Here is a 22,691-nt window from a genome sequence, read left to right on the forward strand (position 1 = left end):
GGCCTGGCGCTGGTGGCCGAGCCGCTGCCCGCGGCGGATACATCCTGCGACACGCTGGTGATCGCCGGCGGCTGGGGCGTGTACGGCGCCGCCGAAGACCCCGCGTTGGTGCAGTGGGTGCGCGAAAAGGCCAGGCACACACGGCGCATGACGTCGGTGTGCACCGGGGCTTTTTTGCTCGCCGCCAGCGGCCTGCTCGACGGCTGCCGTGTGGCCACCCACTGGACCCGCTGTGAAGAACTGGCGCGCAAGTTTCCCGCGCTGACGGTGGAGTCCAACCCGATCTTTATCCAGCAAGGTGCGGTGTGGACCTCCGCGGGCGTCACCGCCGGCATCGACCTGTGCCTGGCCCTGGTGGAAGAAGACCTCGGCCGCGCCGTCGCCCTGGAAGTGGCGCGGCATTTGGTGGTGTTCCTTAAACGCCCGGGCGGGCAATCACAATTCAGCGCAACCTTGTCGCTGCAAAAGGGCGACAGCCGCTTTGCCGACTTGCATGCCTGGATGGCCGACAACCTCACCCTGGACCTGAGCATCGCCACCCTGGCCGCCCAGGCCGGCATGAGCGAGCGCAGTTTTGTGCGCCACTACCGCACCGAAACCGGCCAGACCCCGGCCCGCGCCGTCGAATTGATTCGCGTGGAAACGGCGCGGCGGCAGTTGGCCGACAGCACTGCATCGATCAAACGCATTGCGGTGCAATGCGGTTTTGGCTGTGAGGAAACCCTGCGGCGCAGCTTTCTGCGGGCCCTGGATGTCACGCCTCAGGCCTACCGGGAGCGCTTCTGCCAACCGGTTTGAATGAAAACGTACAGCGTTGAACCAAGGTGCTATTTTGGCGGCAGTACCCCGTGCAGCGACTTGCGTCCCTCTTCCCTCCGCCCCCGGCGTGACCTGCCCCATGAAGCCATTGCCTGCGATCAACGCCAATCCCCTGCGGGACGATTGCGCGAGCGAGCCCATTCACATTCCAGGGACCATCCAACCCCACGGGTTGTTGTTAACGCTGAGCGAACCGGCGTTGGTGGTGCTGCAAGCCAGTACTAACCTCAATGCAGCCTTGGGGCTGGGGCCTGGAACCTTGACCGGGAAGGCCTTGGCCAGCCTCGTTGGCGATGCGGCGTTGGCCGGCATTCGGTTGGCGCTGGCAGACCTGGATGCGGATGAAGATGAACTGCATCAGGTGACGCTCAATGGCGAGTTGTTTGATGCGTTATTGCACCGCCATCAAGGCCTGTTATTGCTCGAGTTGGAGCGCTCCGTGACGCCCCGGCATGCGGCCCAGATGCACGTGGCCCGAACCTTGCGCCGCCTGCAGTCGGCCAAGAGCCTCGATGGGCTCTACCAGACCTGCGTCACCGAGATTCGCGCCCTGACCGGCTATGACCGGGTTACCCTGTATCGCTTCGAGCAGGAGGGCCACGGCAAAGTCATCGGCGAATCCCTCAGCGACGGTATGCAGCCGTACCTGGGGCTGTGTTTCCCTGCCTCGGACATCCCGCCCCAAGCCCGCGAACTCTACCGGCTGAACTGGATTCGGGTGATTCCCGACGCCGAGTACCTGCCGGTGCCGATCCTGCCGGCCCTGCGCCCGGACACCGGTCAAGCCCTGGACCTCAGCTTTGCGGTGCTGCGCAGCGTTTCCCCGGTTCACTGTCGCTATCTGAAAAATATGGGCGTGCGTTCGTCGATGAGCATTTCCCTGCTCAAGGACGATCAGCTCTGGGGGCTGATTACCTGCGGTCACCGTGAACCCTTGCGCGTGCCCCATGAGTTACGCACCGCCTGTATCAGCATCGGCCAGCTGTTGTCGATGCAGATCACGTTGCTTCAGGAACAGGAGGCGCGTCGTCAGCAGCAGGAAAAAACCGGCATGATCGACAGGTTGGTCGCCGCCATGGCGGCGCAAACGTGCGATGTACTGGAGAGCCTGTTGCCGCACGCCGACACCTTGCTGAGCCTGACAGCCGCCGAGGGGCTGGCCATTCTGGTGGAGGAGCGCCTGCATCGCTTTGGCGTTTGCCCCAGCGAGGCTGACATTCGCGCGCTGTACCCGTGGATTCAGCAGCAAGGTAAAGGCGTGGTCGCCAGCCACCAATTGTCCGCCGACTTCCCGCCGGCTGCCGCCTGCCAGGCCTTCGCCAGCGGCTTATTAGCCTTGCGACTGCCCAAGCCTACGGACAACGCAGTGATGTGGTTCCGCCCTGAGGTCAAAACCACCGTGCAGTGGAGTGGCGAACCGATCAAACACAGCGAGGCGGGTGCGGCGGCGTTAAGCCCGCGTCAGTCATTTGCCCTATGGAAACAGCAGGTCGACGGCAAGGCGCTGCAATGGTCGGCCTCGGAGTTACAGGCCGTGGAGAGCCTGCGCCGTAACGCCCTGGAGCATGACCTGGCGCGCCAGGTACAGCGCGAGCATGCAGCCGTGCGGGCGCGGGATGAGCTGGTGGCGGTGGTTTCCCATGACCTGCGCAGCCCGCTGACGATCCTGCTGATGCAATGCGGCATGATGCACAAGATGATGCCCGCCGACGACACCAAAGCCACCCTTCGCTTGAACACCGCGATTCAAACCATGCAAACCGCGACCGCGCGTATGAACACGTTGCTGACGGACTTGATCGACCTTTCCCGCATTGAAGCGGGGCGCTACCAGGTCGCCTTGCAAGCGGTGGACGTGGCGCCCACGCTCGAGCAGCTCGGGTTGATGTGGCACCCGCTGGCAGCGGCCAAGGGCGTCAACCTCACGTGGCGGACCCAGCCAGGGCTGTGCGTGCAGGCCGACCCTGAGCGTCTGTTCCAAGTGTTTTCAAACCTGCTGAGTAATGCCCTGAAGTTCACTGGCCTGGGCGGGGCGATCGAGGTGATCGCTCAGGCAGCAGGCGACGATGTGCTGTTTCGCGTGTGTGACAATGGCGCCGGTATCGGCGCGGCGCAGTTGCCCTGCATCTTCGAGCGCTACTGGACGTCCCGCGAGGGCAACCCCAATGGCAGCGGCCTGGGCTTGTATATCTGCCATGGCATCGTCCAAGCCCACGGCGGCTCGCTTTGGGCAGAAAGCGTGGTGGGGCAGGGCAGTGTCTTCAGCTTCAGGATCGCGGCGGCGCTCTCAGGTTCTGTCGAGTAGTTCAAACAGCGCCTCAAGGGTCACCTGCGGCGCTTCCTGGAACACATTGTGGCCAACCCCCGGCAACACCTGACGCCGATACACGCCGCTGAAGCATGCCACATCGTCGTCCTCGAGCGGGGCCGGGCCGACGCCATCATCGGCGCCGCACAGCGAGATGCTCGGCACCGAAATCGGCGGCTGCAGCGCCAGTGCCTGCTCGATGGCTTCCAGCGCCGGGTCGCCGGGGGCGTACATGAAGCGATGGCGATAGGAGTGAATGACCACCTCGACAAAATCCGGGTTATCAAACGACGGCGCGGTCTTGGCGTAGAGGCTCGGCCCTGCGGCCCAGGTCGGCGACCACAGCGTCCACAGCAGTTCGCACAGCTCGCGGCGATTGGCGGTCAAGCCGTCCACGCCACGCTGGGTGTGAAAGTAGAACTGATACCACAGGCGATGCTCTGTGTCGGGCGCGCGCGGCTTGAGTGAATGGGCGATGTCCTGAATGTTGTAGCCATCTCCCGTCACCAACCCACGTACGCGCTCGGGCCACAGCGCGGCGACGATACACGCGGCGCGGCCACCCCAGTCAAAACCCGCCAACGTGGCTTGCGGGATGTGCAGGGCATCCATGAAATCCAGCAAATCCTTGGCCAACGCCGCCTGTTGGCCGGAGCGCATGACCTGCGCATTGATAAACCGCGTCGGGCCATAGCCGCGCAGGTAGGGCACCAGCACACGGTAGCCACGCTCGGCCAGCACCGGCGCGATGTCATCGTAGCCACGCGGGTCATAGGGGAAACCGTGCAGCAGGATAATCGGCGCACCGCCTTCGGGGCCGTGGGCTTCATAGGCCACGTCGAGCATGGAGGTGCGCACGTAGAGCAGTGGGGCGAGTGGGGTCATGACGGTCTTCTCGTAGCTGGCCAAAAGTGAAAAACTTTAGTCGAACGCTGTGACGGGAGATCGAACGATCGAAGGCAATATTCTGACTTGTCTGGACACTCGCGCACCAATAATCCCAGTGCTGTCAGGTCATGCCGCTGGCCATTCCAGAATCCGGCCTCTCGCAATGTGCCTTCGGTTTTAAAACCCAGGCGTTTCAATAGCGCTAGCGAAGCAGAGTTTTGCGGATGCACCATCGCTTCTACCCGATGCAACTGCATATGCTCAAAGCCCCAATCAAGCATGGCCTGCAAGGCTTCGCGCATCAAACCTCGCCCGCGAGCAGCAGGTGCCAGTTCGCAGGACAAAGCGCAGCTGTTCCAGGCGCGGTTCCACCTGAACAGGCCACAACTGCCGATCAATGTGCCTTGGTGTTCAAGGCCCCAGCGGGTGCCTGGGTTGGGGTGAGTGCGCCACTGGGCGAAGGTGTCGATAAGGGCTTCGGCCTGGGCGAGGTCAGTCATGGGGTCGGCGCCGAACCAGCGCATGCTCGCGGCATCGGCGTGGATGGCGAACAGCGCGGGGGCGTCGGTGACTTGCAGTTCTCGCAGGCGCAGGCGTGGGGTTGCGAGGGTAGGAAATCCGCTCATGGCGCCAGTGTCGCGACAACCGGATCGCGATCAACGATTTTGACTAAAGGATGCCGCTCCACCTCTACCTCCATGTTTTGCGCACAACCCAACGACGGGTCTGGCCATTGTGCCCAGCCCGCCTCAGGGTTGCCACACGGTCTTTACCCCACTGAGCTTGCGGTCCAGAAAAGTCGCCGCGCTGATCAGCGCCAAGTGGCTCAGCGCCTGGGGCGTATTGCCCAGGTGACGGGCCTGGCTGTCGAATTCTTCGGCGTACAGGCCCAGCGGGTTGGCGTAGCGCAGCAGTTGTTCGAATTCCAGGTGGGCTTTCTCCACCTGGCCGGCGCGGGCCAGGCATTCGACGTACCAGAACGAGCAGGCCGTAAAGGCGCCTTCGGTACCTTGCAGGCCGTCGATCTGGCTGTCGTCGTTGCGGTAGCGATAGACCATGCCGTCACGCACCAGGCTTTTCTGGATCGCTTCCAGGGTCGACAGCCAGCGCGGGTCGGTGGCCGCGACGAAGCGCACCAGCGGCATCAGCAGCATCGAACCATCCAGCGCGGTGCTGCCGATATGTTGCACAAAGTGCCCGCGCTCTTCGTTCCAGAAGTTGCTCCAGATATCGGCGTAGATGGCCTGGCGGGTCTGGTCCCAGCGTGCAAATGGGGCCGGCAGCGAGCGTTTGGAGGCCAGGCGGATCGCGCGGTCCAGCGCTACCCAGCACATCAGCCGCGAATGCAGGAAGTGATGCTGTTCGCCGCGCATCTCCCAGATGCCCACGTCTTTCTGGTTCCAGATTTCGCAGACCTGGTCGGCCACTTCCACCGTGTGCTTCCAGCCTTCATGGGAAATCGCCTCGCCGTATTTGTTGACCAGGTACACCGCGTCCATCAGCTCGCCGTAGATATCCAACTGGATCTGGTCGAATGCCTCATTACCGACGCGCACCGGCTTGGCATCGCCATGCCCGCTCAAGTGGTCGAGTGTGGTTTCCGGCAGTTGCTGACGCCCATCGATGCCATAGAGGATATTGATTTTGGTCGGCTGCCCGCAGCAGTCACTGACCCGGCCTTTGAGCCAGCGCATGTAGCTGTTGGCTTCCTCGACAAAGCCCAGGCGCATAAACGCGTAGACGGTGAACGAGGCGTCGCGGATCCAGGTGTAACGGTAGTCCCAGTTGCGTTCGCCGCCGGGAGACTCGGGCAGGCCGAAGGTGGCGGCGGCGATGATCGCGCCGTGTTTGCGCGAGGTCAAAAGCTTCAAGGCCAGCGCCGAGCGGTTGACCATTTCGCGCCAGCGCCCACGGTAATTGGATTGCGCGATCCAGCCGCGCCAGAACTTCAGGGTGCGTTCCAGGTACAGGTCGGTGCAGTCGTTGGTGACGCGCGGGTCGTCGGCGCCACCGAGGACAAACTCGGCGCCTTCGTCCTGGCTCAGGCTAAAGCGTGCGACTGCCGCCTGGTCTTCGAGGTTCAGCGGATGGCTGCCGACCAGGCGCAGGCCCGGCTGGCCGTCAGCCGTAAACAGCACGCCACCGTTATCGGCCTTCGCCTGGGTCGGCGCGCGCGCATAGTCATGGCGCACGGCGCAGCGCAGGTGAAGGGTGGCTTCGCCGCTGACCACACGCACGCGGCGAATCAGCAGCGGCAGTTCGTCGACGTCTTCGCTGACGGTCAGCAGGTCAGTGATTTCCACCACCGCTTCATCACTCAGCCAGCGGGTTTGCAGCACATTGGTGTCGGGCAGGTAGATTTGCTCGCGGCGCGCGTTGGGCAGGTCGGGAGTGAGCTGGAAAACACCGGCCTCGGGCGTGTCCAGCAGCGAGCAGAAGACCGACGGGCTGTCGAATTCCGGCCAGCAGAAAAAATCGATGCTGCCTTTATCGTTCACCAGCGCGGCGCTGCGCATATCGCCGATGATGCCGTGGGCATCGATGGCGCTTTGGGGTTCGTTCTTGAAATCAACCATTGCCACGAAACTCCGGATAAAGGCTCATGCCGCCATCAATAAACAAGGTGCTGCCCACCACGTAGTCGGAGGCATCACTGGCCAGCCAGACCACCGCATTGGCCACGTCTTCCACGTCGCCTACGCGGCCGTAGGGAATCAACTTGAGCAATTCTTTTTCAGCCGCGCCTTCCGTGGCCGCACGGTTGATTGCGGTGCGAATCGCCCCTGGCGCGATGCCATTGATGCGGATGCGCTGTTCACTGACTTCCTGGGCGAGGGTGCGCATCAGCATCTCCACGCCGCCCTTGGAGGCTGCGTAATTCACATGCCCGGCCCACGGGATGACCTGGTGCACCGAACTCATGTGGATGATTTTGCCGGCCGCCCGCGAGACGCCATCGCGAATGCCTTGGCGGTTGAAGATCCGTACGGCGGCGCGGGCGCACAGGAACTGGCCGGTGAGGTTGACGCCGATCACGGTGTTCCAGTCATCGAGGGTCATGTCGACCAGATTGGCGTCTTTTTGCAGGCCCGAGTTGGCCACCAGAATGTCCAGGTGGCCGAAGGCCTCGACGGTCTGGGCAAATAAACGCTCCACGTCGGCTTCTTTGGACACGTCGCCACCGATGGCAATCGCTCGCCCGCCGCCTGCGTTGATCTGAGCGGCAAGGGCTTGCGCCGGCGCCGCCTGAGAATTGTAGTTAAGCACCACGGCCGCCCCGGCCTCGGCCAACGCCTTGGCCGCACCTGCGCCGATGCCGGAGCTGGCGCCGGTGACCAGGGCCACTTGTTGCTGCAAGGAGATCTGCATTGCCCGCCCACCGTTTTATGAGAGTCCTTTGTGCTGACTGACACGCGTCGGTAGAAGTTCAGCCAGCTCAAATGGGTTTCCCCATGGTGGCGTCGCCTTTATCGGAATAAAAAACACGTTATAAATAATTAAAAGTAATTAATAATCCACTAAAAATCGTTTGACAGGTTATTGCCCTGAGGGTCTTATAGGCACTCATCAATGTGCTCCGCTGGTAGTTCAGAAGTCATCGCGGATATACCTATAAGAGATGCCTATGCACCCATTGGCCTTTATAGGGGAACTACCAGTTCAGGAGGCAGCGCCTGTCCGCGTGGGCGTGCCTAAGTTAGTGATCTTCGATTGCGACGGTGTATTAGTGCAAAGCGAAGAAATCACCCTGTCTGTATTGATTTCCCTGCTGAATGAACAAGCACGTCGTGACGCGCCAGAGGCTAAGGGGCTTGACTCAGTAGAATTCATTGAGCGCTTTCGTGGGCGCAAGATTGCCGACTGCTTACGTGAAGCAGAACAGCGCTTGAATATTTGCCTGGACAGTCAATTCGAACAAACTTTTCGTCAGCATGCACGCGTCGCTTTGACTGCGCAGTTAAAACCTACCGATGGAATCCATGAAGTGCTGGAAAGTCTGACGCTGCCTTTTTGCGTAGCCTCCAGTGCGCCCCTTAATAAAATAGAGCACTGTTTACGCCTCACGGGACTGTTGTCTTATTTTGAGGGGCGCATATTCAGTTGTTACGAACTAGGCCGTTGGAAACCAGACCCTTTGGTGTTTTTAACGGCGTGCGCTGCTTATAACGTCGACCCCCTTGATGCACGGGTTATTGAAGACAGTGTTGCCGGTATTCACGCGGCGGTTGCAGCCAATATAAGTGTGTTGGGTTTTGGGCCAGTGGACCGACATTCAGTGTTGGCCGATGCCGGGGCGTTACCTTTTTCCGATATGCGCGAATTACGTACGTTACTGGCGTGATATGACTACTCAAGGAGGAGGCGCTGTGAAGATTTCAGGTTATACAGAGCGACTAAAGAGTAATGATCAACGGTCGGAGGTGTGGTGGGATTCGTCGCCGGCCGTCTATCTACCTTACAAGACACACTTGCTTGAGAAATACCCCGCAGCCTTCAGTTCCATCGAACAGTTAATGCCCGACACGTTTGCGCAACCCGGCGGGTTCAGTAATGTAACGACAAACCCTCGTCTGGTAACGGCGGTGATTCTTGAAAAACGTGACTATTGGTTGTCGCGGTTCAATCTCGCCCAGTTGGCGCCCCAAGAGTTGCGCAGGAAGCTGTACGACGAAGTGATCGTGCAGGGCGCTTCGGATCTGAAGCAGCGCTGGGTTCAATCCGGCCAGCGTGAAGGCTGGATTTGCGCGCAAGTCGATCCTGTCGATGTGCGCTGCGCTGAACGCATGACTGCCAGGGGAGTGGCGCTGCGTCAGTTGGCTGCGAATGTGATGGTGAAGGTCCCCGCAAGCCTGGAGGGCCTTGCGACGGTTGAGCATCTAGTGGCGCAAGGCAGCTCAGTGAACATCACCTTCTGCTTCACGGTTGCGCAGTTCCAGGCAGGCATCGAGGCCATAGAACGTGCAAGGGGGACTGCACGCAGCAAGGGTGTCGACACCCGCCACTGCCAGTATGTGATCACATTCATGATCGGGCGCTTTGCCTGTCAGCCCGAGTTTGCGCTACAAGCGGCGGAGCGTGGCTTGGCGTTGAGCCCGGAGGACCTGCGCTGGGCCGAGTTGTTGGTTTATGAGCAGGTACAGGCGCTGGTCTCGGCGTCAGCCGCGCCGGTTAAAACCCTGCTTTCCAGCATAAAAGTCGATGTCGACGAGCGTGGCAACAAGCACTGCTGGCACCTGGAGAAGACCGGCTTGTTGGCGACGTGCTACACGCTGACGCCGGAAGTGGTTGAGTTTTTGGTTGAGCGCGAAAGTCGCGGTAAACCGGTGTTTCCTGCGGGGGAACCCTTGAAGCCGCCAGCTTCGACACTTGCGAAGTTGTTGCGTATTCCATATTTCTGCGAAGCCTACTTTCTGGACGGCATCGAGCCTTATGACTTTTGCAACCATGAGGCTTTTATCAACACCTGCAATGAGGCCAACAGTGCGCACCGGCGCCTGGCCGATTTCTGCACGCGACTCTGCCCCCCTGTGCACGCTTTCAGCCGCTCCCTCAATACGATCATGGCGGCCGACTACGGGGTGCTGGTATGAACAAGATGGTCGGGTTATGGGCGCACCCCCGTTCCAGGTCCACGGTGTTGGAACGCGTGTTTATCGAGCGCGGAGACTTCGAAGTCTTCCACGAGCCGTTTGCCCATATGGCATTTTCTGCCGATTCTGAAATCCCGTCGGATGAATGGGATCACAGTTTCCCCACCACTTATCAGGCAATAAAAGAGCGACTGGTAAAGACCAGGGAAACGGCCAACGTATTTCATAAAGACATGTGTTATCACTGCCTCGATGACTTGAAAGTTGACGTGGAGTTTCTGGCGCAACAAGACAATATCTTTCTTGTTCGCGAGCCCGCCAGCAGCATTCTTTCGCATTATCGCGTACACCCCAACATGCCGTTGCAAGCCATTGGGCATAAAGCCTTGTACGAAATTTTTTGTGTGGTCACCAAACTTACCGGCAAAGTGCCCTATGTGATTAATGCTGATGACCTGGCGGCAGATCCGCAACGGGTGATTGACAAGCTGTGTGACTATTTGGGTATTGAATTCCTGCCGCAAGCCATGGTGTGGAAGCGCGAGTGCCCGCCCCAATGGAAAACCTGGAGAAGTTGGCACGTTGCAGCAGAAAACAGTGAATGCATTATTCCATCGAGTAAGCCTTACGCTACTAAAGAGGAACTCGACACTATACCCGCGTTAAAAGCGATGTATGACTATCACCGGGTTTTTTACGCGCGCATGAACGAGTTCTGTCAATAGGGAGCAGGGCATGAAAAAGTTGGTTATTACCGGTGCCGCGAATGGAATTGGTCGGGCAACCCTGGAGCGGGCGATTGTTGAAGGTTACTTTGTCATTGCCGTGGATAAGGACGCGGACGCCCTTAACAGGCTGCAACAGACTTACGGTGCGAGTGTATTGGAGGCTCATGTTGCCGATCTTGCCAATGATGCTGTGATCAAGGGCTTTATTCCAAGCCTGTATGAGCGTCATTCCACGCTCTATGGGTTAGTCAATAATGCAGGGCTGTATCACGGCAAAAGTATTTACGCCTATTCCGATAACGAAGTGGACGAAATGCTTAACGTTAACCTCAAAGCATTACTTTATCTTTCCAAAGACTTCGCCGAACGCGAAATGAAGCACGAAGCGCCGCGCAGCATCGTCAATATCACCTCAGTGGCAGGGGAAGTGGGCAGTTGTGATGCCCTGTACGGCGCCACCAAGGCTGCCGTGATCGGCTTGACCAAGGCCAATGCCTGGAACTTCGCGCCTTTTGTGCGGGTAAACGCAGTATCGCCGGCACTGATTCACGGCACCGCCATCTACGACACCATTCCTGAATATCGGCGGGCGGAGTACGCACGCCAGGAAATTCTCAAGGACCCGATCCTGCCCAGTGGTGTGGCCGAGGTCATCCTGCTGTTGGTCGGTAATGGTTTTCGGCATATGACCGGCAAGGTTATTCCGGTTGATAACGGAGCCTACCCACGATGAACCAGTCCATACCGAAGAAAAAGTTGCTGTTGGTGGGCGCCGGTAACTTGTGCCTGCAAATTCTCAAGATTCTGGCGCCCAGGAACAGGTTCGAGTTTGTCGTGCTGGGGCGCAACGAAGAAGCGACCATCAGACTGTGCAACCTGGTGACGCTGGCGTGCGCACAACTGGAACAGTATGTTGCTATCTCGCCGGTGATCGCTGACTTGACCGATATCGGCAGCGTTACCCAGGTGCTCCGGGAGCACGCGCCGGACATCATCGTGAACTGCGCCTCGTTGCAGTCCTGGCGAGTGATCACCGGGTTGCCCAAACGCTCGTTCGAGCAGCTTGACCAGGCACAGTTCGGTCCCTGGCTACCCATGCACCTGACATTGATGCATGACTTGATGCAAGCCGTGAAGGCCTCCGGTATCGCCACCCTGACCGTCAATGCGGCTTTTCCCGATGCCGTCAATCCGATCCTGGCCAGGGTCGGGCTGGCCCCTGATATCGGCGTGGGCAATGTCGCCAACCTGATTCCGGCCGTGCGTTTTTCCATCGCGCGGTTGCTGAAGTGCTCTCCCGCTGACGTGGAAGTGATGCTGTACGCCCAGCATTATTTCAGCCACTACGTGCCACGCGGCGGCCTGCCCCCGCGTGCCAGCTATCGCTTGCTGTATGAGGTTCGCGGCCGGCGTGAGGTCGCTCGCCTGTCTAATGAGGTGATTTTTTCGACGGTGAAGTCCGAGTTTCGTCGCTTGGGCGGGGTTGATGGGCAGTTTCTAACCGCGTGTTCTGCGGTCACTGTGATCGAAGGGCTGTTCTCACCGACACCGGTACTGGTGCACGCGCCAGGCCCGCTGGGGCTTCCGGGGGGCTATCCGGTCTGGCTTCAGGATGGACGCATCAAGGTGCAGTTCTCCGACGAGTGCCCCTACGACGACGCGGTGCGCCTCAACAGCATTTGCCAAAGCCATGATGGTATCGACGAAATCCATTGTGACGGCTCGGTCACCTTCAACCCCAGGTGCATGGCAATCATGCAGACGATGCTGGGGTACTCCAAGGACATCATGTCGGTTCGGCAGTCTGCGGACTGTGCTCGGGAGTTGGCGGGAAAGTACCTGTCTTTCAAAAATTCAATCGGCTAGGGGCGGTGTGCCATGAGTCAAATTCTGGGGTATGAACACGAGGAAGTAGCCCATTACTCAACGCAGTATTCGCCGGACTTTGTCGAGCGCTGGGACGCGTTGATTGATTGGGAAAAAAGAAAGGCCGGCGAACAGGGGTTCTTTGAGCAGTTGCTGAAAAGTCACGGAGTGAAATCGGTGCTCGATGTATCCACGGGCAGTGGTTTTCATGCCGTGCAACTCAAGCAGGCGGGTTTCGAGGTGGTCGCTACGGACGGTAGCGGCACGATGCTGGACAAAGCCCGAAAAAACTTTCTTGAGCGTCAATTGGCAATTGAATCCCACCACAAGGAGTGGCTTGAGCTCGACCCGGACATGCTGGGCACGTTCGATGCCGTGGTGTGCCTGGGCAGTTCACTGTGCCATGTGTTTGAGGCCAGCGACCGTATAAGCGTGCTGCGCACGTTCAGGGCCTTGCTCAAGCCAGGCGGTGTGTTGATTGTTGATCAGCGTAATTTCCGTGCTATTCGCGCGGGCAACTTCAAATCCAGCGGCAATTATTATTACTGCGGTGCCAGCGCGTCGGTCAGCCTGGGAAGGGTCGATGCACAGGTGTGTGAGTTCATTTACGACTTTGACGATAAACAACGCTACAGCCTGAAAGTGTATCCGTTATTGCCAGCGGACCTGGCCGACGAGATTCGGGCCAGCGGCTTCTCTGCCCATAAGGAATACGGTGATTTTCAGCCTGTCTTCGACGGGATGGATTGTGATTTTGTCATCCACACCGCCCGCGCCGTGTGAGGGCGTCATGATGAGCACACTCGTGCAGAATAATCCTCGCGTGTTGGACAGCGTGGTGTTGGCAGTCGTACTGACAGGGTTTGTGGCCAGCACCTACGGGTTCGGCGTTTATTTGTTCGCCAACCTGGTCGTTGATATGCGCCGAGATATCGGCTTTGACTACACCACTGTGGGCTTGATCACCGGGGGCGCGCAAATAGGTTTCCTGCTGTTTTCTTCGGTCACCAGTTACATCAGTCGTTTTTTCGAAGGTTGGAAAATCAGCCTGGTGTCCACCGTGGTGACGTCTCTGGCCTTGTTGGGCTTGAGCGTCAGCGACACTATTTGGTTGTCGGGTGGGTTGTTGATATTGCTGGGAGGCTGCTCCGCTTCGGTTTACATCCCGCTGGCAGAAATCGTTACCAAGGGTTTTAGCCCAGGTAATCGCTCCCGGGTTATGGGGCTGATCTCCAGTGGCACCAGCTACGGCGTGTTTATCAACGGGTTACTGGTGTCATTTCTCACCTTGCAGGGTGGCTGGCGCTCAATCTGGCTAACGGCCGGCCTTGTGTCATTGGGCCTCTGTGTCGTGGCCTGGTTTCTGTTGCGTAACAGGGGGGCTGACCAGACGGCTGGTTTTTCAGGTGAGCGCTCGCGGTCGCTCGACGGCCAGACGCCATGGCTGAGCCGTTCGCTGTATCTGATCTGGGGCATCGCCTTTCTCAATGGGATGGCACTGCTGCCGTTTCAGACTTACCTGGCACCTTACCTTCGCGATGAATTAGGCGTTTCGGTACAGGACGCAGGGTTTATCTGGACGACGATCGGCGCTGTGGGGATGGCGTCAGGTTTTTTGGTGGGGTGGGTGGCGGACAAAGTGGGTGCCAGGGCGGCCTTGGCCATGTGCTTTCTAAGCGCGGGCCTGGCAGCCCTGCTGGTGTTCAGTTTTAACGCTATCGCGTTGTTCTATTTGGCGGCTTTTTTGTTTGCGCTGGCGTTCTACCCCATCTTTGGGCTGGTCCCCAGTTATATCGGACAAATCGTTGCGGTCAACCGACTGACGCAGGCATTTGGCATTGCCAATGTGCTGATTGGCCTGGGTGGCGTGTGCGGTAACTTTCTGGGCGGGCTGTCAAAAGACCTGACGGGCTCGTTCTCGACAGTCTATTGGGTGGTTTCACTGCTTCTGTTTTTGCAATGCGTGATGGTGTTAATGTTGGGCAAACAGCCTGTTTCGCTGACGGAGGGTGAGCGGCCATGAGCTATTTTGCGCAAGATCCACAACAGAACCTGCATGGGTTTGCGTTCAATCACGAGCGTGTCGAACAGTCGCGAATGAAGCAGAAACCCAGGGTCATTTGGATGACGGGGCTCTCGGCCTCCGGGAAGTCGACCATTGCCAATGCGCTGGATATTGCCTTGCGGGCCCAAGGCCGGTTTACCTGCATCCTTGATGGCGACTCGGTACGCAGGGGGCTGTGTCGTGACTTGGGGTTCACCGACAGCGACCGGGATGAAAACATTCGACGGGTCGCGGAGGTGGCGGGTTTGATGGTGGGGGCGGGACTTATTGTCATTGTCGCGCTGATCTCGCCGTCATCGGCCGGTCGGCATTACGCCCGCTCGATTATTGGCAACGAGCATTTTGTAGAAGTTCACGTGGACGCCCCACTGGCAATTGCTGAACAGCGAGACCCTAAAGGGTTGTATAAAAAGGCGCGGTCGGGCCTGCTCAAGAACTTTACGGGGATTGATTCGAACTACGACACTCCGTTGTTTCCTGAAGTGCATTTGCCGACTGACGTGATGTCGGTTGAACAATCGGTCGGCATTATTCTTGACTGGATGGCGCGTGCGGAGGACCCCGTTCAGCCATTGGTCTTCTAGCCGCGGGGCGGTGACTTCGACTCCAGGAAACGAGGTATTCTCTGCCAGGGCGGAGCATGCAGGTTCTTTCGGGAGTTGGAATGACACATTACACGGGCACTGCAAAATCAATCCGGCTGATCGGCGGGGCCCGGGTATTGGACTTCATCAATACCACCAATGGTCGCAGGCCGCATTCCGCACTCAGGGTTCGGGAAGAACGACTCACCAGTTTCAAGTTCTTCATGGAGTGGGCATTACACGCCTCTTTGCTCTCTGAGCAAGAGTACGCTGACTACACCCCTCTGGTGGTTGACTCGGCTATTTCCTTCCAGCCAGACCTGGACGCCATTATTGCCTTCCGAGAGCTTCTGTACGGCGTTTTCCATACGCTGTCATTACGCCAACCTGTCACCGATGAGGCATTACAGCAGATCAATCTGCACTACCAGCAGGGCACGGCGTGGCGAGTGTTGCGCGCCATCAACGGGGTGCCCGCGTGGGGCTGGCGCACCTGCACCTCTACGCAAGAGTTGACGTCGATGCTGATAGCGCGCCTGGCCACAGACGCGACGCAACTGCTGGTATCGAGCCAGCTTCACGCGTTGAGGAGCTGCAGTTGTACCGATTGCGATTGGATATTTCTCGACCTCTCCAAAAGTAAACAACGCAAATGGTGCCAGATGAGTGTGTGTGGCAGCCGAGAGAAGCTGAGCCGACTCAAACAGGCGGCCGGTCATCTTTAGTTGCAACGCAATACGGTGGGCGACGGGAAGCAATTGCTCCGCTTAATAGGAAACATTACTATTCACGCCCCGCCTTCCAGTGCTCACGCGATGATTCCTCAGCCGCCCCGCAGAACAGGCTTTTTCGAGCATTACGAAGAGTTGATCGGAACCTGGACACGCCGTCTGAGAAACCGTCAGCAGGCCGAAGACCTGGCGCACGACACCTTCGTGAAGGTGCTTGAGTCGCGTTCGGGCGACGTTGAGCAACCGCGCGCCTATCTGCATCAAACGGCGCGCAACATCGCGGTGGACGCATACCGCCGCGAAGACCGGCGAGAGGCGCTGGCGTTGGACGCCATTGATCAGCGTTCGTCCCACAGCGGCGACCCGGAGCATGTCATGCACGCGATCCAATTGGCCGACTCCATCGAGCGGGCCTTGGCCGAGTTGCCGCTTAACTGTCGCAAGATATTTATCTGGCAGAAAATCGAGGGCCTCACCCAGCAGGAAATCGCCATCCGCCTGGGCCTGTCTAAAAACATGGTGGAAAAGTATATGATCCGCACCTTGCGGCATCTGCGCGACCGCCTGGACGCCATGGCCCCATGAACTCTGCCCGTTTTGAAACAGGATCTTCCACGATGGATAGCCGTGCTCGCGACGAAGCCGCGCAATGGTTTGTACGCCTGCAAGACGCCGAGTTGAGCCCCGAAGAACAACAGCGTTTTGATGCGTGGTGTGCCGAGCAGCCTGAGCATCAATACGAATTTGAGGTGCTGCAAGGCCTGTGGAGCACCGCGGACCTCGTGCCCACGGCGCGTTTGCAGGCACTGTGTGAGGACCCGGTCGAACGCCCCAAACGTCGCGCGATGGTGCGTTACGCGGTGGCTGCCAGTGCGGTGGCCATCGCCGTAGGGCTTGGCCTGTTCAGCGGGCTTGATCATCCCAGACCCTACAGCGCTGAGTTCAGCACGCGCTTGGGCGAGCATCGCCAAGTGGCATTGCCCGACGGTTCAGTGATGGACCTGAACAGCCGCAGCGTGGTGGCGGTGCACTATGAAAAGGGCCGACGCGGCGTAGACATCAAACAGGGCGAAGCCATGTTCAGCGTCGAGCACGACACCAGCCGCCCGTTTGTCGTGGCCGCCGGTGCGGGGCAGGTCACAGTCACGGGCACGCGTTTTGATGTGCGCCGCGATGACGACCAGACCCGCGTGGTGGTCGAGGCCGGCACGGTCAAGGTGCAGGGGCGAGCGTCGGATCAGGTCGTGATGCTCACGGCAGGGCTCGGCACCCATGTCGATTCTGCCGGGCAAGTCGTTACGGCGTATGCGGTGAATGCCGATGACCTGACAGCCTGGCGCACGGGCAAGTTGGTGTTCAACAACGCCACCCTCGGCGAAGTGGCGCGGGAAGTATCGCGCTATCGCGAGCAGCCGTTGCGGGTCAACACGGCGGCGGTGAGCAATCTGCGGCTGACCAGCGTGTTCAAATCCAGCGACACGGACGCGCTGCTCAAAGCGCTGCCGCATATCCTGCCAGTGGCCGTACGCGCCTTGCCGGACGGCAGCCAGGAAATTATTTCACGCTGACATTCAGGTTTTTTTCGAGTTCTTCGTCTTCTTCTGCAACTGCAACTGGTTTGCATTAACAGCCGCACATTCTTGCGATCACAGGACTAGGTTCGACGTGAAAAAACTTGTCGTGAACAACACTAAAGTCTCCCGCTGGGCGCCCCTGGCGCTGGCGCTTGCGGTCAGTTCCGCGCTGCCTGCGGCCTATGCGGCCGACGGCATCCATATTCGCTCCCAACCGCTGGGCGCTGCGCTGAGTCAACTGGGCCAGCAGACTTCCCTGCAAGTGTTCTTCAGCCCTGACATGGTGGCAGGCAAACAAGCGCCTGCAGTGGACGGCAACCTGTCGCCCGAGCAGGCCCTGCGCCAATTGCTCCAGGGCAGCGGCCTGGATTACCGGATCGATGCCGGTTCCGTGACCCTTCGCCCACTGCACGGCGGCACGGGTGAAACCGGTTCGCCGCTGGAGCTGGGCGTCACGGATATCAAAGTGGTCGGCGACTGGCTGGGCGATGCCGATGCCCAGGTGGTGCAGAACCATCCGGGCGCACGTACCGTGATCCGCCGTGAAGCCATGGTGGAGCAGGGGGCGATGAATATCAGTGATGTGCTGCGCCGCGTCCCTGGCGTGCAGGTGCAAGAGGCCAACGGCACCGGTGGCAGCGATATTTCCCTCAACGTCGGCGTGCGTGGCCTGACCTCACGTCTGTCGCCACGCTCCACCGTATTGATTGACGGCGTACCGGCGGCGTTCGCCCCGTATGGGCAGCCGCAACTGTCGATGGCGCCGATTTCTGCCGGTAACCTGGACAGCATCGACGTGGTACGCGGCGCCGGTTCCGTGCGTTATGGGCCGCAGAACGTGGGTGGCGTGATCAACTTCGTGACCCGCGCGATTCCGGAGCAAGCCTCGGGTGAAGTCGGCACCACCCTGGAAACCTCCGCCCACGGCGGCTGGAAGCACGTCGACAACGCTTTTGTCGGCGGTACCGCCGATAACGGCATGGGTGTGGCCTTGCTGTATACCGGGGTAAATGGCAACGGCTACCGCAACAGCAATAACGCCAACGACATCGACGACGTGATCCTCAAGACCCACTGGGCGCCGACCGATCAAGATGATTTCTCGCTGAACTTCCACTATTACAATGCCAATGCCGATATGCCCGGCGGCCTGACCCAGAAGCAGTTTGACGCCAACCCGTATCAATCGATGCGCGATTGGGACAATTTCAGCGGCCGCCGCAAGGATGTGTCCTTCAAGTACATCCGCCAGATCGACGACCGTACCCAGGCCGAAGTGCTGACTTATTACATCGACAGCTTCCGTGGCAGCAACATTGCCAACCGCGACCTCAAGACCATCAGTTCCTACCCGCGCAGCTATTACACCTTCGGCATCGAGCCGCGGGTGTCCCATGTGTTCGACGCAGGGCCAAGCACCCAGGAGGTCAGCGTCGGTTATCGCTACCTCAAAGAAGGCATGCATGAACAGGCCAGCAGCCTCAATCTGGTCAACAACGTGCCGACGCCGGGCGGTCAAAATGACGGCCATGTTTACCAGGATCGCACCGGCGGTACCGTGGCCAACGCGTTTTATATCGACAACAAAATCGATATCGGCAAGTGGACCGTCACGCCGGGCATTCGCTTCGAGCACATTGAAACCAATTGGCATGACCGCCCGGTGGTCGCCCTGAACGGCGTGCGCACCGTGGAAAAGAATCGCAAGATCAACAGTAACGAGCCGTTGCCGGCGTTGAGCGTGATGTACCACATTTCCGATGCCTGGAAAGTCTTTGCCAACTACGAAACCTCATTCGGCAGTCTGCAGTACGCGCAGATCGGGCAGGGCGGTCGCGTCAACCAGACGGCCGACGGCCTGAACCCGGAAAAGGCCAAGACCTACGAGATCGGCACACGCTATAACGACAGCGTCTGGGGCGGCGAAGTGACGCTGTTCTACATCGATTTCTCGGATGAGCTGCAATATGTGAGCAACGACGTGGGTTGGACCAACCTCGGCGCCACCAAGCACCAGGGTATCGAAACCTCGGCTCACTACGACCTGTCGAACCTGGACCCACGTCTGGACGGCCTGACTGCCAACGCGGGCTTCACCTACACCAAGGCTACCGCCGAGGGTGATGTGCCGTTCAAGGGCCGCGACCTGCCGCTCTACTCCCGTGAAGTGGTGACGGCGGGCCTGCGCTACGACATCAACCACTGGACCCATAACCTGGACGTCTATGCCCAGTCCGGTCAACGTGCGCCGGGTACCGGCACCACCTACATCACCCAGGGTACCGCCGACGGCCAGTACGGCGATATTCCCGGTTATGTCTCGGTCAACGTGCGCAGTGGGTATGACTTCGGTGCGCAATTGTCGAACCTGAAACTGGGGGTGGGCGTGAAGAACCTCTTCGACCAGCAGCACTACACGCGCTCCAGTGACAACAACGCCGGGTTGTACCTCGGTCAGCCGCGTACGTTCTTCGTGCAGGCCAGCGTTGGTTTCTGATCGGCCGTGTGTAAGAAAAATCGCAGCTCAAGGGCAGCGATTTTTTTTGGCTTTTTTCCATGTACTTACCGAGCTGCCTGAGCCTTGTCAGGAACTGTTTGCGCGAATTCGCCACACAGGTTGTAACCAGCGACGTCGATCGTACTGGTTGTTTTCAGACGCCGAGCCAGGGGCCAGACATGACTTCATCTTCGTTTCAATCCGGCCAGACCGAGGGCCGGTGCACCGTTAATGGCTGGCGTGGGGTTGCCTGCTCCACATCGCCAGGCGAGGAGGGCAACAGCATGGCCCTGTCAACGATGTACGCCGCTGAAACGCTGCGCATGAAAGCGTTCGTGGGGCAGCACAAATTCCAGGCGCCCGTTGCAGATGATTTTGCCCGCGGGCTGCTTGCGCCAGAGCCTGCCAACCGTCCTGACACTCACTGTTTGAGGCAACCCACTTTCCGTTGGGCCGCGCTGCTCAATAGCCTCACCGCCCTGTGGCGAGGGCAAACACCTGGGTGATCCAGTGTTACATGCTGTTATGGGGATTCTCCTGCCACCCGGAACTATCGCGTGGCGCTAACCACATATCCGTTGCTTGCTACCCAGAGGGTGAATCGATGATTCAGGGCCCCCTGGTACTGACTTTCAGGCAAGCATGGATCTGCAAAAGGCGAGAGATGAAGCATGAAGATTGAGGGTGCATTACTGCGCGCGCAGCCAATCGGCGTGGACGGGCCAGAGGTATGTCGGGTTTCATCGCCCCGCGTTTTTCATTCGCCCGGCGATGAGCCATTTGCAACACGAGATTTGCCGTCGCAGCGACCCATGCTGTGGCGTGGAGGCTTGTCTTCGTTGCGCCAGCAGGCCCTGCAAAATGCGCCCACGGTTCGCGCCAACACCACACCACCGGGTCCGAACTCCACCGATAGCCAACTGGCGGGCGAGTTGGCGAAACACTTTGGCGAGCTGCACGGTTTTTTAAAGGAAGGCCGTTTGACGCAGGCATCGTTGCGCCAGATCGCAGCTCAAACCTTGAGTGGAGAGTAAGGTGCGCGACCGTATGATCCTGCTGGTCAGGGAAATTCTCAACCGCCCGCTGCTGAACGACGCGATCATCGACGGTGCGGGGTACATCACCCGTGACAGCCTGAACGCAGCCGCTGCGGCGTTGCTGGGTAACAGCTCCCCCGGCGCCTTCAGCCAGGACCCTTTTCATGATCAGGGCAACGCCGAGGTCGTAAAGGCTTTGCAGGGCTATTTCAAACAATTGCGGGATATACCCAAAGATCGCACGGTATTTTTTGAAACGTTTGAATACCTGGAAATAACCCAACTCAAAACCGTGATGAGTGACCCTGACGACCTCGATTCGCAAGGCCGACCGCTGTTGGAGCCCGCGACTGGGCTACCGAAGAAAAAGTACAGTGAACACTGCGTCTACACCGCCAAGAACATCATTGAGCGCCCAGGCCTGCTGCGTTCGCTGGAACGTGCCAACAACATGCGTTTGCTGGGGCGCCCCAGGCACGAGGGCTGGCTTTGCAACAAAAGCCTGGAACGCTGGCTGGAACAATACGAAGCCCACAAAGCCAGATAAACCCTGGCTGTGTGGGTTGAGCGTTTTACACCTTGAGAATTTTACCGCTGACGGCCACCCCGGCCAGCAGCAGCGCAATCAGCACAAAGGCCGTGCTCAGGCTGCTGCCGTGGGCGATAAACCCGATAACTGCAGGCCCGGCGAGAATACCGGCATACCCCAGCGTGGTGATGGCCGGTACGGCGATATGTTCCGGCATGACCGTTTGTTTACCGACGGCGGTGTACAGCACCGGCACGATATTCGAGCAGCCGGCACCCACCAGGGCATACCCCAGCAGCGCGGTTTCCCAGGCCGGCAATAACGTGGCAAGCAACATGCCAGCTGTGGCCATCGCGCCGCCGATGACGATCACGCGGGTGGCGCCCAGGCGGCGGACAATCGAATCACCGGTCAGGCGCCCTGCGGTCATGGTCAAGGCAAACGCCGCGTATCCCAGGCCGGCGTAGGCTTCATCAAGACCGCGTTCTGCATTGAGGAACACCGCGCTCCAATCCAGCACGGCGCCTTCGGCCAGGAACACGATGAAACACAGGCAGCCGATAAACAACACCACACCGTGTGGCACGGCAAACGCAGGGCCAGAGCTTTCGCTGCCGTAGGGCAGCAGATGAGGCCCGGCCTTTAACAACGCAAGCGCCATGATGACGATCACCACCAGGGTCGCCTGCAACGGCGACAAGCCCAGCCCCAGTAACCCGGCAACCCCCGCCGCGCCGACGATGCCGCCAAGGCTGAACAAACCGTGGAAGCCCGACATCATGGTTTTGCCGCTGGCGCGTTCAACGATGACGGCCTGCAGGTTGACGGTCGAATCCACAGTGCCCAGGCCCGCCCCAAACAGGAACAGCCCGGCTATCAGCAAGGGGATCGAACTGACCGTGGCGAGCATCGGCAGTGCCAGGCAGATCATGATCGTGCCGGCCGTCAGTACCCGTCGGCAGCCGAAGCGAGAGGCGAGTGCACCCGCCATCGGCATCGCGATGATCGATCCGACGCCCAGGCACAACAGCAACAGGCCCAGCGTGCCTTCATTCAGATTGGCGCGCGCCTTGGCGTAAGGCACCAGCGGCGCCCAGGCTGCGATACCGAAGCCGGCGATGAAAAAGGCGATACGGGTCGACATTTGTTCCAACCGCCCGGGAACCACGGGCGCTGGGGTGGGGATGGCAGTCATGAAAAATCCTTGGTTTTGCGTTCAACGAACGATGTCCGGCGCGACATCCTTGCACATCAGGCCCTGTCGAGCGAGCCGGGTTCCCTTCAAGCGAGGGCCCGACACCCTGGTGCGGGTTTATTGTTACAGGAGCGGAACGTCCTCGACGGTGGGGACCACACAGAGAGGCTATCGGATTCTTCGGCGGTGGTCTGGAAGGTGCGTAATCCGCGTGAGAACGGATGAACCCCAGGTTTTTTGCGTTGGATTACCACCTTCCAGTCCACTGCCCACTGTGCA

22 protein-coding genes are annotated in these 22,691 nt (G+C 59.4%); 17 read left to right on the plus strand and 5 right to left on the minus strand.

The genetic code is table 11. The annotated features are described in order from the left end of the window. Positions 1-798 (plus strand): GlxA family transcriptional regulator (locus tag BFP92_RS05040; RefSeq protein WP_065912293.1); only part of this gene is annotated, 798 nt, incomplete at its 5' end. Between the two features lie 100 nt (positions 799-898). Further along, the gene (locus BFP92_RS05045) at positions 899-3,124 is read left to right on the plus strand and encodes an ATP-binding protein (RefSeq protein WP_065912294.1); all 2,226 of its coding nucleotides are present in this window, start codon (positions 899-901) and stop codon (positions 3,122-3,124) included. Here the strand turns inward: BFP92_RS05045 and BFP92_RS05050 are convergent. The 4 genes from BFP92_RS05050 to BFP92_RS05065 form a co-directional block, all read right to left on the minus strand. After that, positions 3,107-4,012: an alpha/beta fold hydrolase gene (locus BFP92_RS05050; RefSeq protein WP_065912295.1), complete on the minus strand. Its 906-nt coding sequence runs from the start codon at positions 4,010-4,012 to the stop codon at positions 3,107-3,109. The two genes, BFP92_RS05045 and BFP92_RS05050, sit on opposite strands and share 18 nt — an antisense overlap. Then, positions 4,009-4,641, minus strand: coding sequence for a GNAT family N-acetyltransferase (locus tag BFP92_RS05055; protein WP_083221700.1), 633 nt, complete (start codon positions 4,639-4,641; stop codon positions 4,009-4,011). Before BFP92_RS05055 ends, BFP92_RS05050 begins: the two co-directional genes overlap by 4 nt. 123 nt (positions 4,642-4,764) lie before the next feature. Then, positions 4,765-6,591: a glycoside hydrolase family 15 protein gene (locus BFP92_RS05060; protein ID WP_065912297.1), complete on the minus strand. Its 1,827-nt coding sequence runs from the start codon at positions 6,589-6,591 to the stop codon at positions 4,765-4,767. Beyond that, complete coding sequence (locus BFP92_RS05065) at positions 6,584-7,384, minus strand: glucose 1-dehydrogenase (protein ID WP_065912299.1); 801 nt, start codon at positions 7,382-7,384, stop codon at positions 6,584-6,586. Before BFP92_RS05065 ends, BFP92_RS05060 begins: the two co-directional genes overlap by 8 nt. A 256-nt stretch (positions 7,385-7,640) precedes the next feature. Between BFP92_RS05065 and BFP92_RS05070 the strand changes: the two genes are divergently transcribed. The 15 genes from BFP92_RS05070 to BFP92_RS05140 all read left to right on the plus strand — a co-directional run bounded on the left by BFP92_RS05070 (position 7,641) and on the right by BFP92_RS05140 (position 21,235). Next, positions 7,641-8,357, plus strand: a complete 717-nt coding sequence (locus BFP92_RS05070) for an HAD family hydrolase (protein WP_065912301.1) — start codon at positions 7,641-7,643, stop codon at positions 8,355-8,357. Positions 8,358-8,382: 25 nt separating this feature from the next. Beyond that, entirely contained in the window at positions 8,383-9,606 is a 1,224-nt protein-coding gene (locus BFP92_RS30165; protein WP_139114033.1) for a transaldolase family protein, read from the plus strand. Then, positions 9,603-10,331: a sulfotransferase-like domain-containing protein gene (locus BFP92_RS05080; protein ID WP_065912303.1), complete on the plus strand. Its 729-nt coding sequence runs from the start codon at positions 9,603-9,605 to the stop codon at positions 10,329-10,331. Before BFP92_RS30165 ends, BFP92_RS05080 begins: the two co-directional genes overlap by 4 nt. Before the next feature lie 10 nt (positions 10,332-10,341). Then, positions 10,342-11,067 (plus strand): SDR family oxidoreductase, encoded by a 726-nt coding sequence (locus BFP92_RS05085; RefSeq protein ID WP_065912304.1) that lies wholly within the window; start codon positions 10,342-10,344, stop codon positions 11,065-11,067. Further along, positions 11,064-12,200 (plus strand): SDR family oxidoreductase, encoded by a 1,137-nt coding sequence (locus BFP92_RS05090; protein ID WP_065912305.1) that lies wholly within the window; start codon positions 11,064-11,066, stop codon positions 12,198-12,200. Before BFP92_RS05085 ends, BFP92_RS05090 begins: the two co-directional genes overlap by 4 nt. A gap of 12 nt (positions 12,201-12,212) precedes the next feature. Beyond that, a complete protein-coding gene (locus BFP92_RS05095; protein WP_065912306.1) occupies positions 12,213-12,983 on the plus strand; it encodes a class I SAM-dependent methyltransferase in 771 nt (256 codons plus the stop codon). A gap of 10 nt (positions 12,984-12,993) precedes the next feature. Further along, on the plus strand, positions 12,994-14,223 hold the full coding sequence (locus BFP92_RS05100) for an MFS transporter (protein ID WP_065912385.1): 1,230 nt from the start codon (positions 12,994-12,996) through the stop codon (positions 14,221-14,223). Continuing rightward, positions 14,220-14,849 (plus strand): adenylyl-sulfate kinase, encoded by a 630-nt coding sequence (cysC, locus tag BFP92_RS05105; protein ID WP_065912308.1) that lies wholly within the window; start codon positions 14,220-14,222, stop codon positions 14,847-14,849. Before BFP92_RS05100 ends, cysC begins: the two co-directional genes overlap by 4 nt. A gap of 80 nt (positions 14,850-14,929) precedes the next feature. Beyond that, positions 14,930-15,574 (plus strand): CGNR zinc finger domain-containing protein, encoded by a 645-nt coding sequence (locus BFP92_RS05110; protein ID WP_065912387.1) that lies wholly within the window; start codon positions 14,930-14,932, stop codon positions 15,572-15,574. Positions 15,575-15,664: 90 nt separating this feature from the next. After that, the gene (locus BFP92_RS05115) at positions 15,665-16,165 is read left to right on the plus strand and encodes a sigma-70 family RNA polymerase sigma factor (RefSeq protein ID WP_065912313.1); all 501 of its coding nucleotides are present in this window, start codon (positions 15,665-15,667) and stop codon (positions 16,163-16,165) included. Positions 16,166-16,197: 32 nt separating this feature from the next. After that, entirely contained in the window at positions 16,198-17,148 is a 951-nt protein-coding gene (locus BFP92_RS05120) for a FecR family protein (RefSeq protein ID WP_065912314.1), read from the plus strand. Positions 17,149-17,245: 97 nt separating this feature from the next. Then, entirely contained in the window at positions 17,246-19,651 is a 2,406-nt protein-coding gene (locus tag BFP92_RS05125; RefSeq protein WP_065912315.1) for a TonB-dependent siderophore receptor, read from the plus strand. Between the two features lie 284 nt (positions 19,652-19,935). After that, positions 19,936-20,157 (plus strand): hypothetical protein, encoded by a 222-nt coding sequence (locus tag BFP92_RS05130; RefSeq protein ID WP_065912316.1) that lies wholly within the window; start codon positions 19,936-19,938, stop codon positions 20,155-20,157. A gap of 165 nt (positions 20,158-20,322) precedes the next feature. Beyond that, the gene (locus BFP92_RS31050; protein ID WP_139114034.1) at positions 20,323-20,685 is read left to right on the plus strand and encodes a hypothetical protein; all 363 of its coding nucleotides are present in this window, start codon (positions 20,323-20,325) and stop codon (positions 20,683-20,685) included. A 1-nt stretch (position 20,686) separates the two neighbouring features. Continuing rightward, positions 20,687-21,235: a type III secretion effector protein gene (locus BFP92_RS05140; RefSeq protein WP_065912320.1), complete on the plus strand. Its 549-nt coding sequence runs from the start codon at positions 20,687-20,689 to the stop codon at positions 21,233-21,235. A gap of 25 nt (positions 21,236-21,260) precedes the next feature. Here BFP92_RS05140 and BFP92_RS05145 read toward each other — a convergent pair whose 3' ends face one another. Then, positions 21,261-22,412: an MFS transporter gene (locus tag BFP92_RS05145; RefSeq protein ID WP_065912322.1), complete on the minus strand. Its 1,152-nt coding sequence runs from the start codon at positions 22,410-22,412 to the stop codon at positions 21,261-21,263. Between the last annotated feature and the right edge of the window lie 279 nt (positions 22,413-22,691).

It is taken from the genome of Pseudomonas sp. 58 R 3 (assembly GCF_900006605.1).
Taxonomy (GTDB): Bacteria; Pseudomonadota; Gammaproteobacteria; order Pseudomonadales; family Pseudomonadaceae; genus Aquipseudomonas; species Aquipseudomonas salomonii.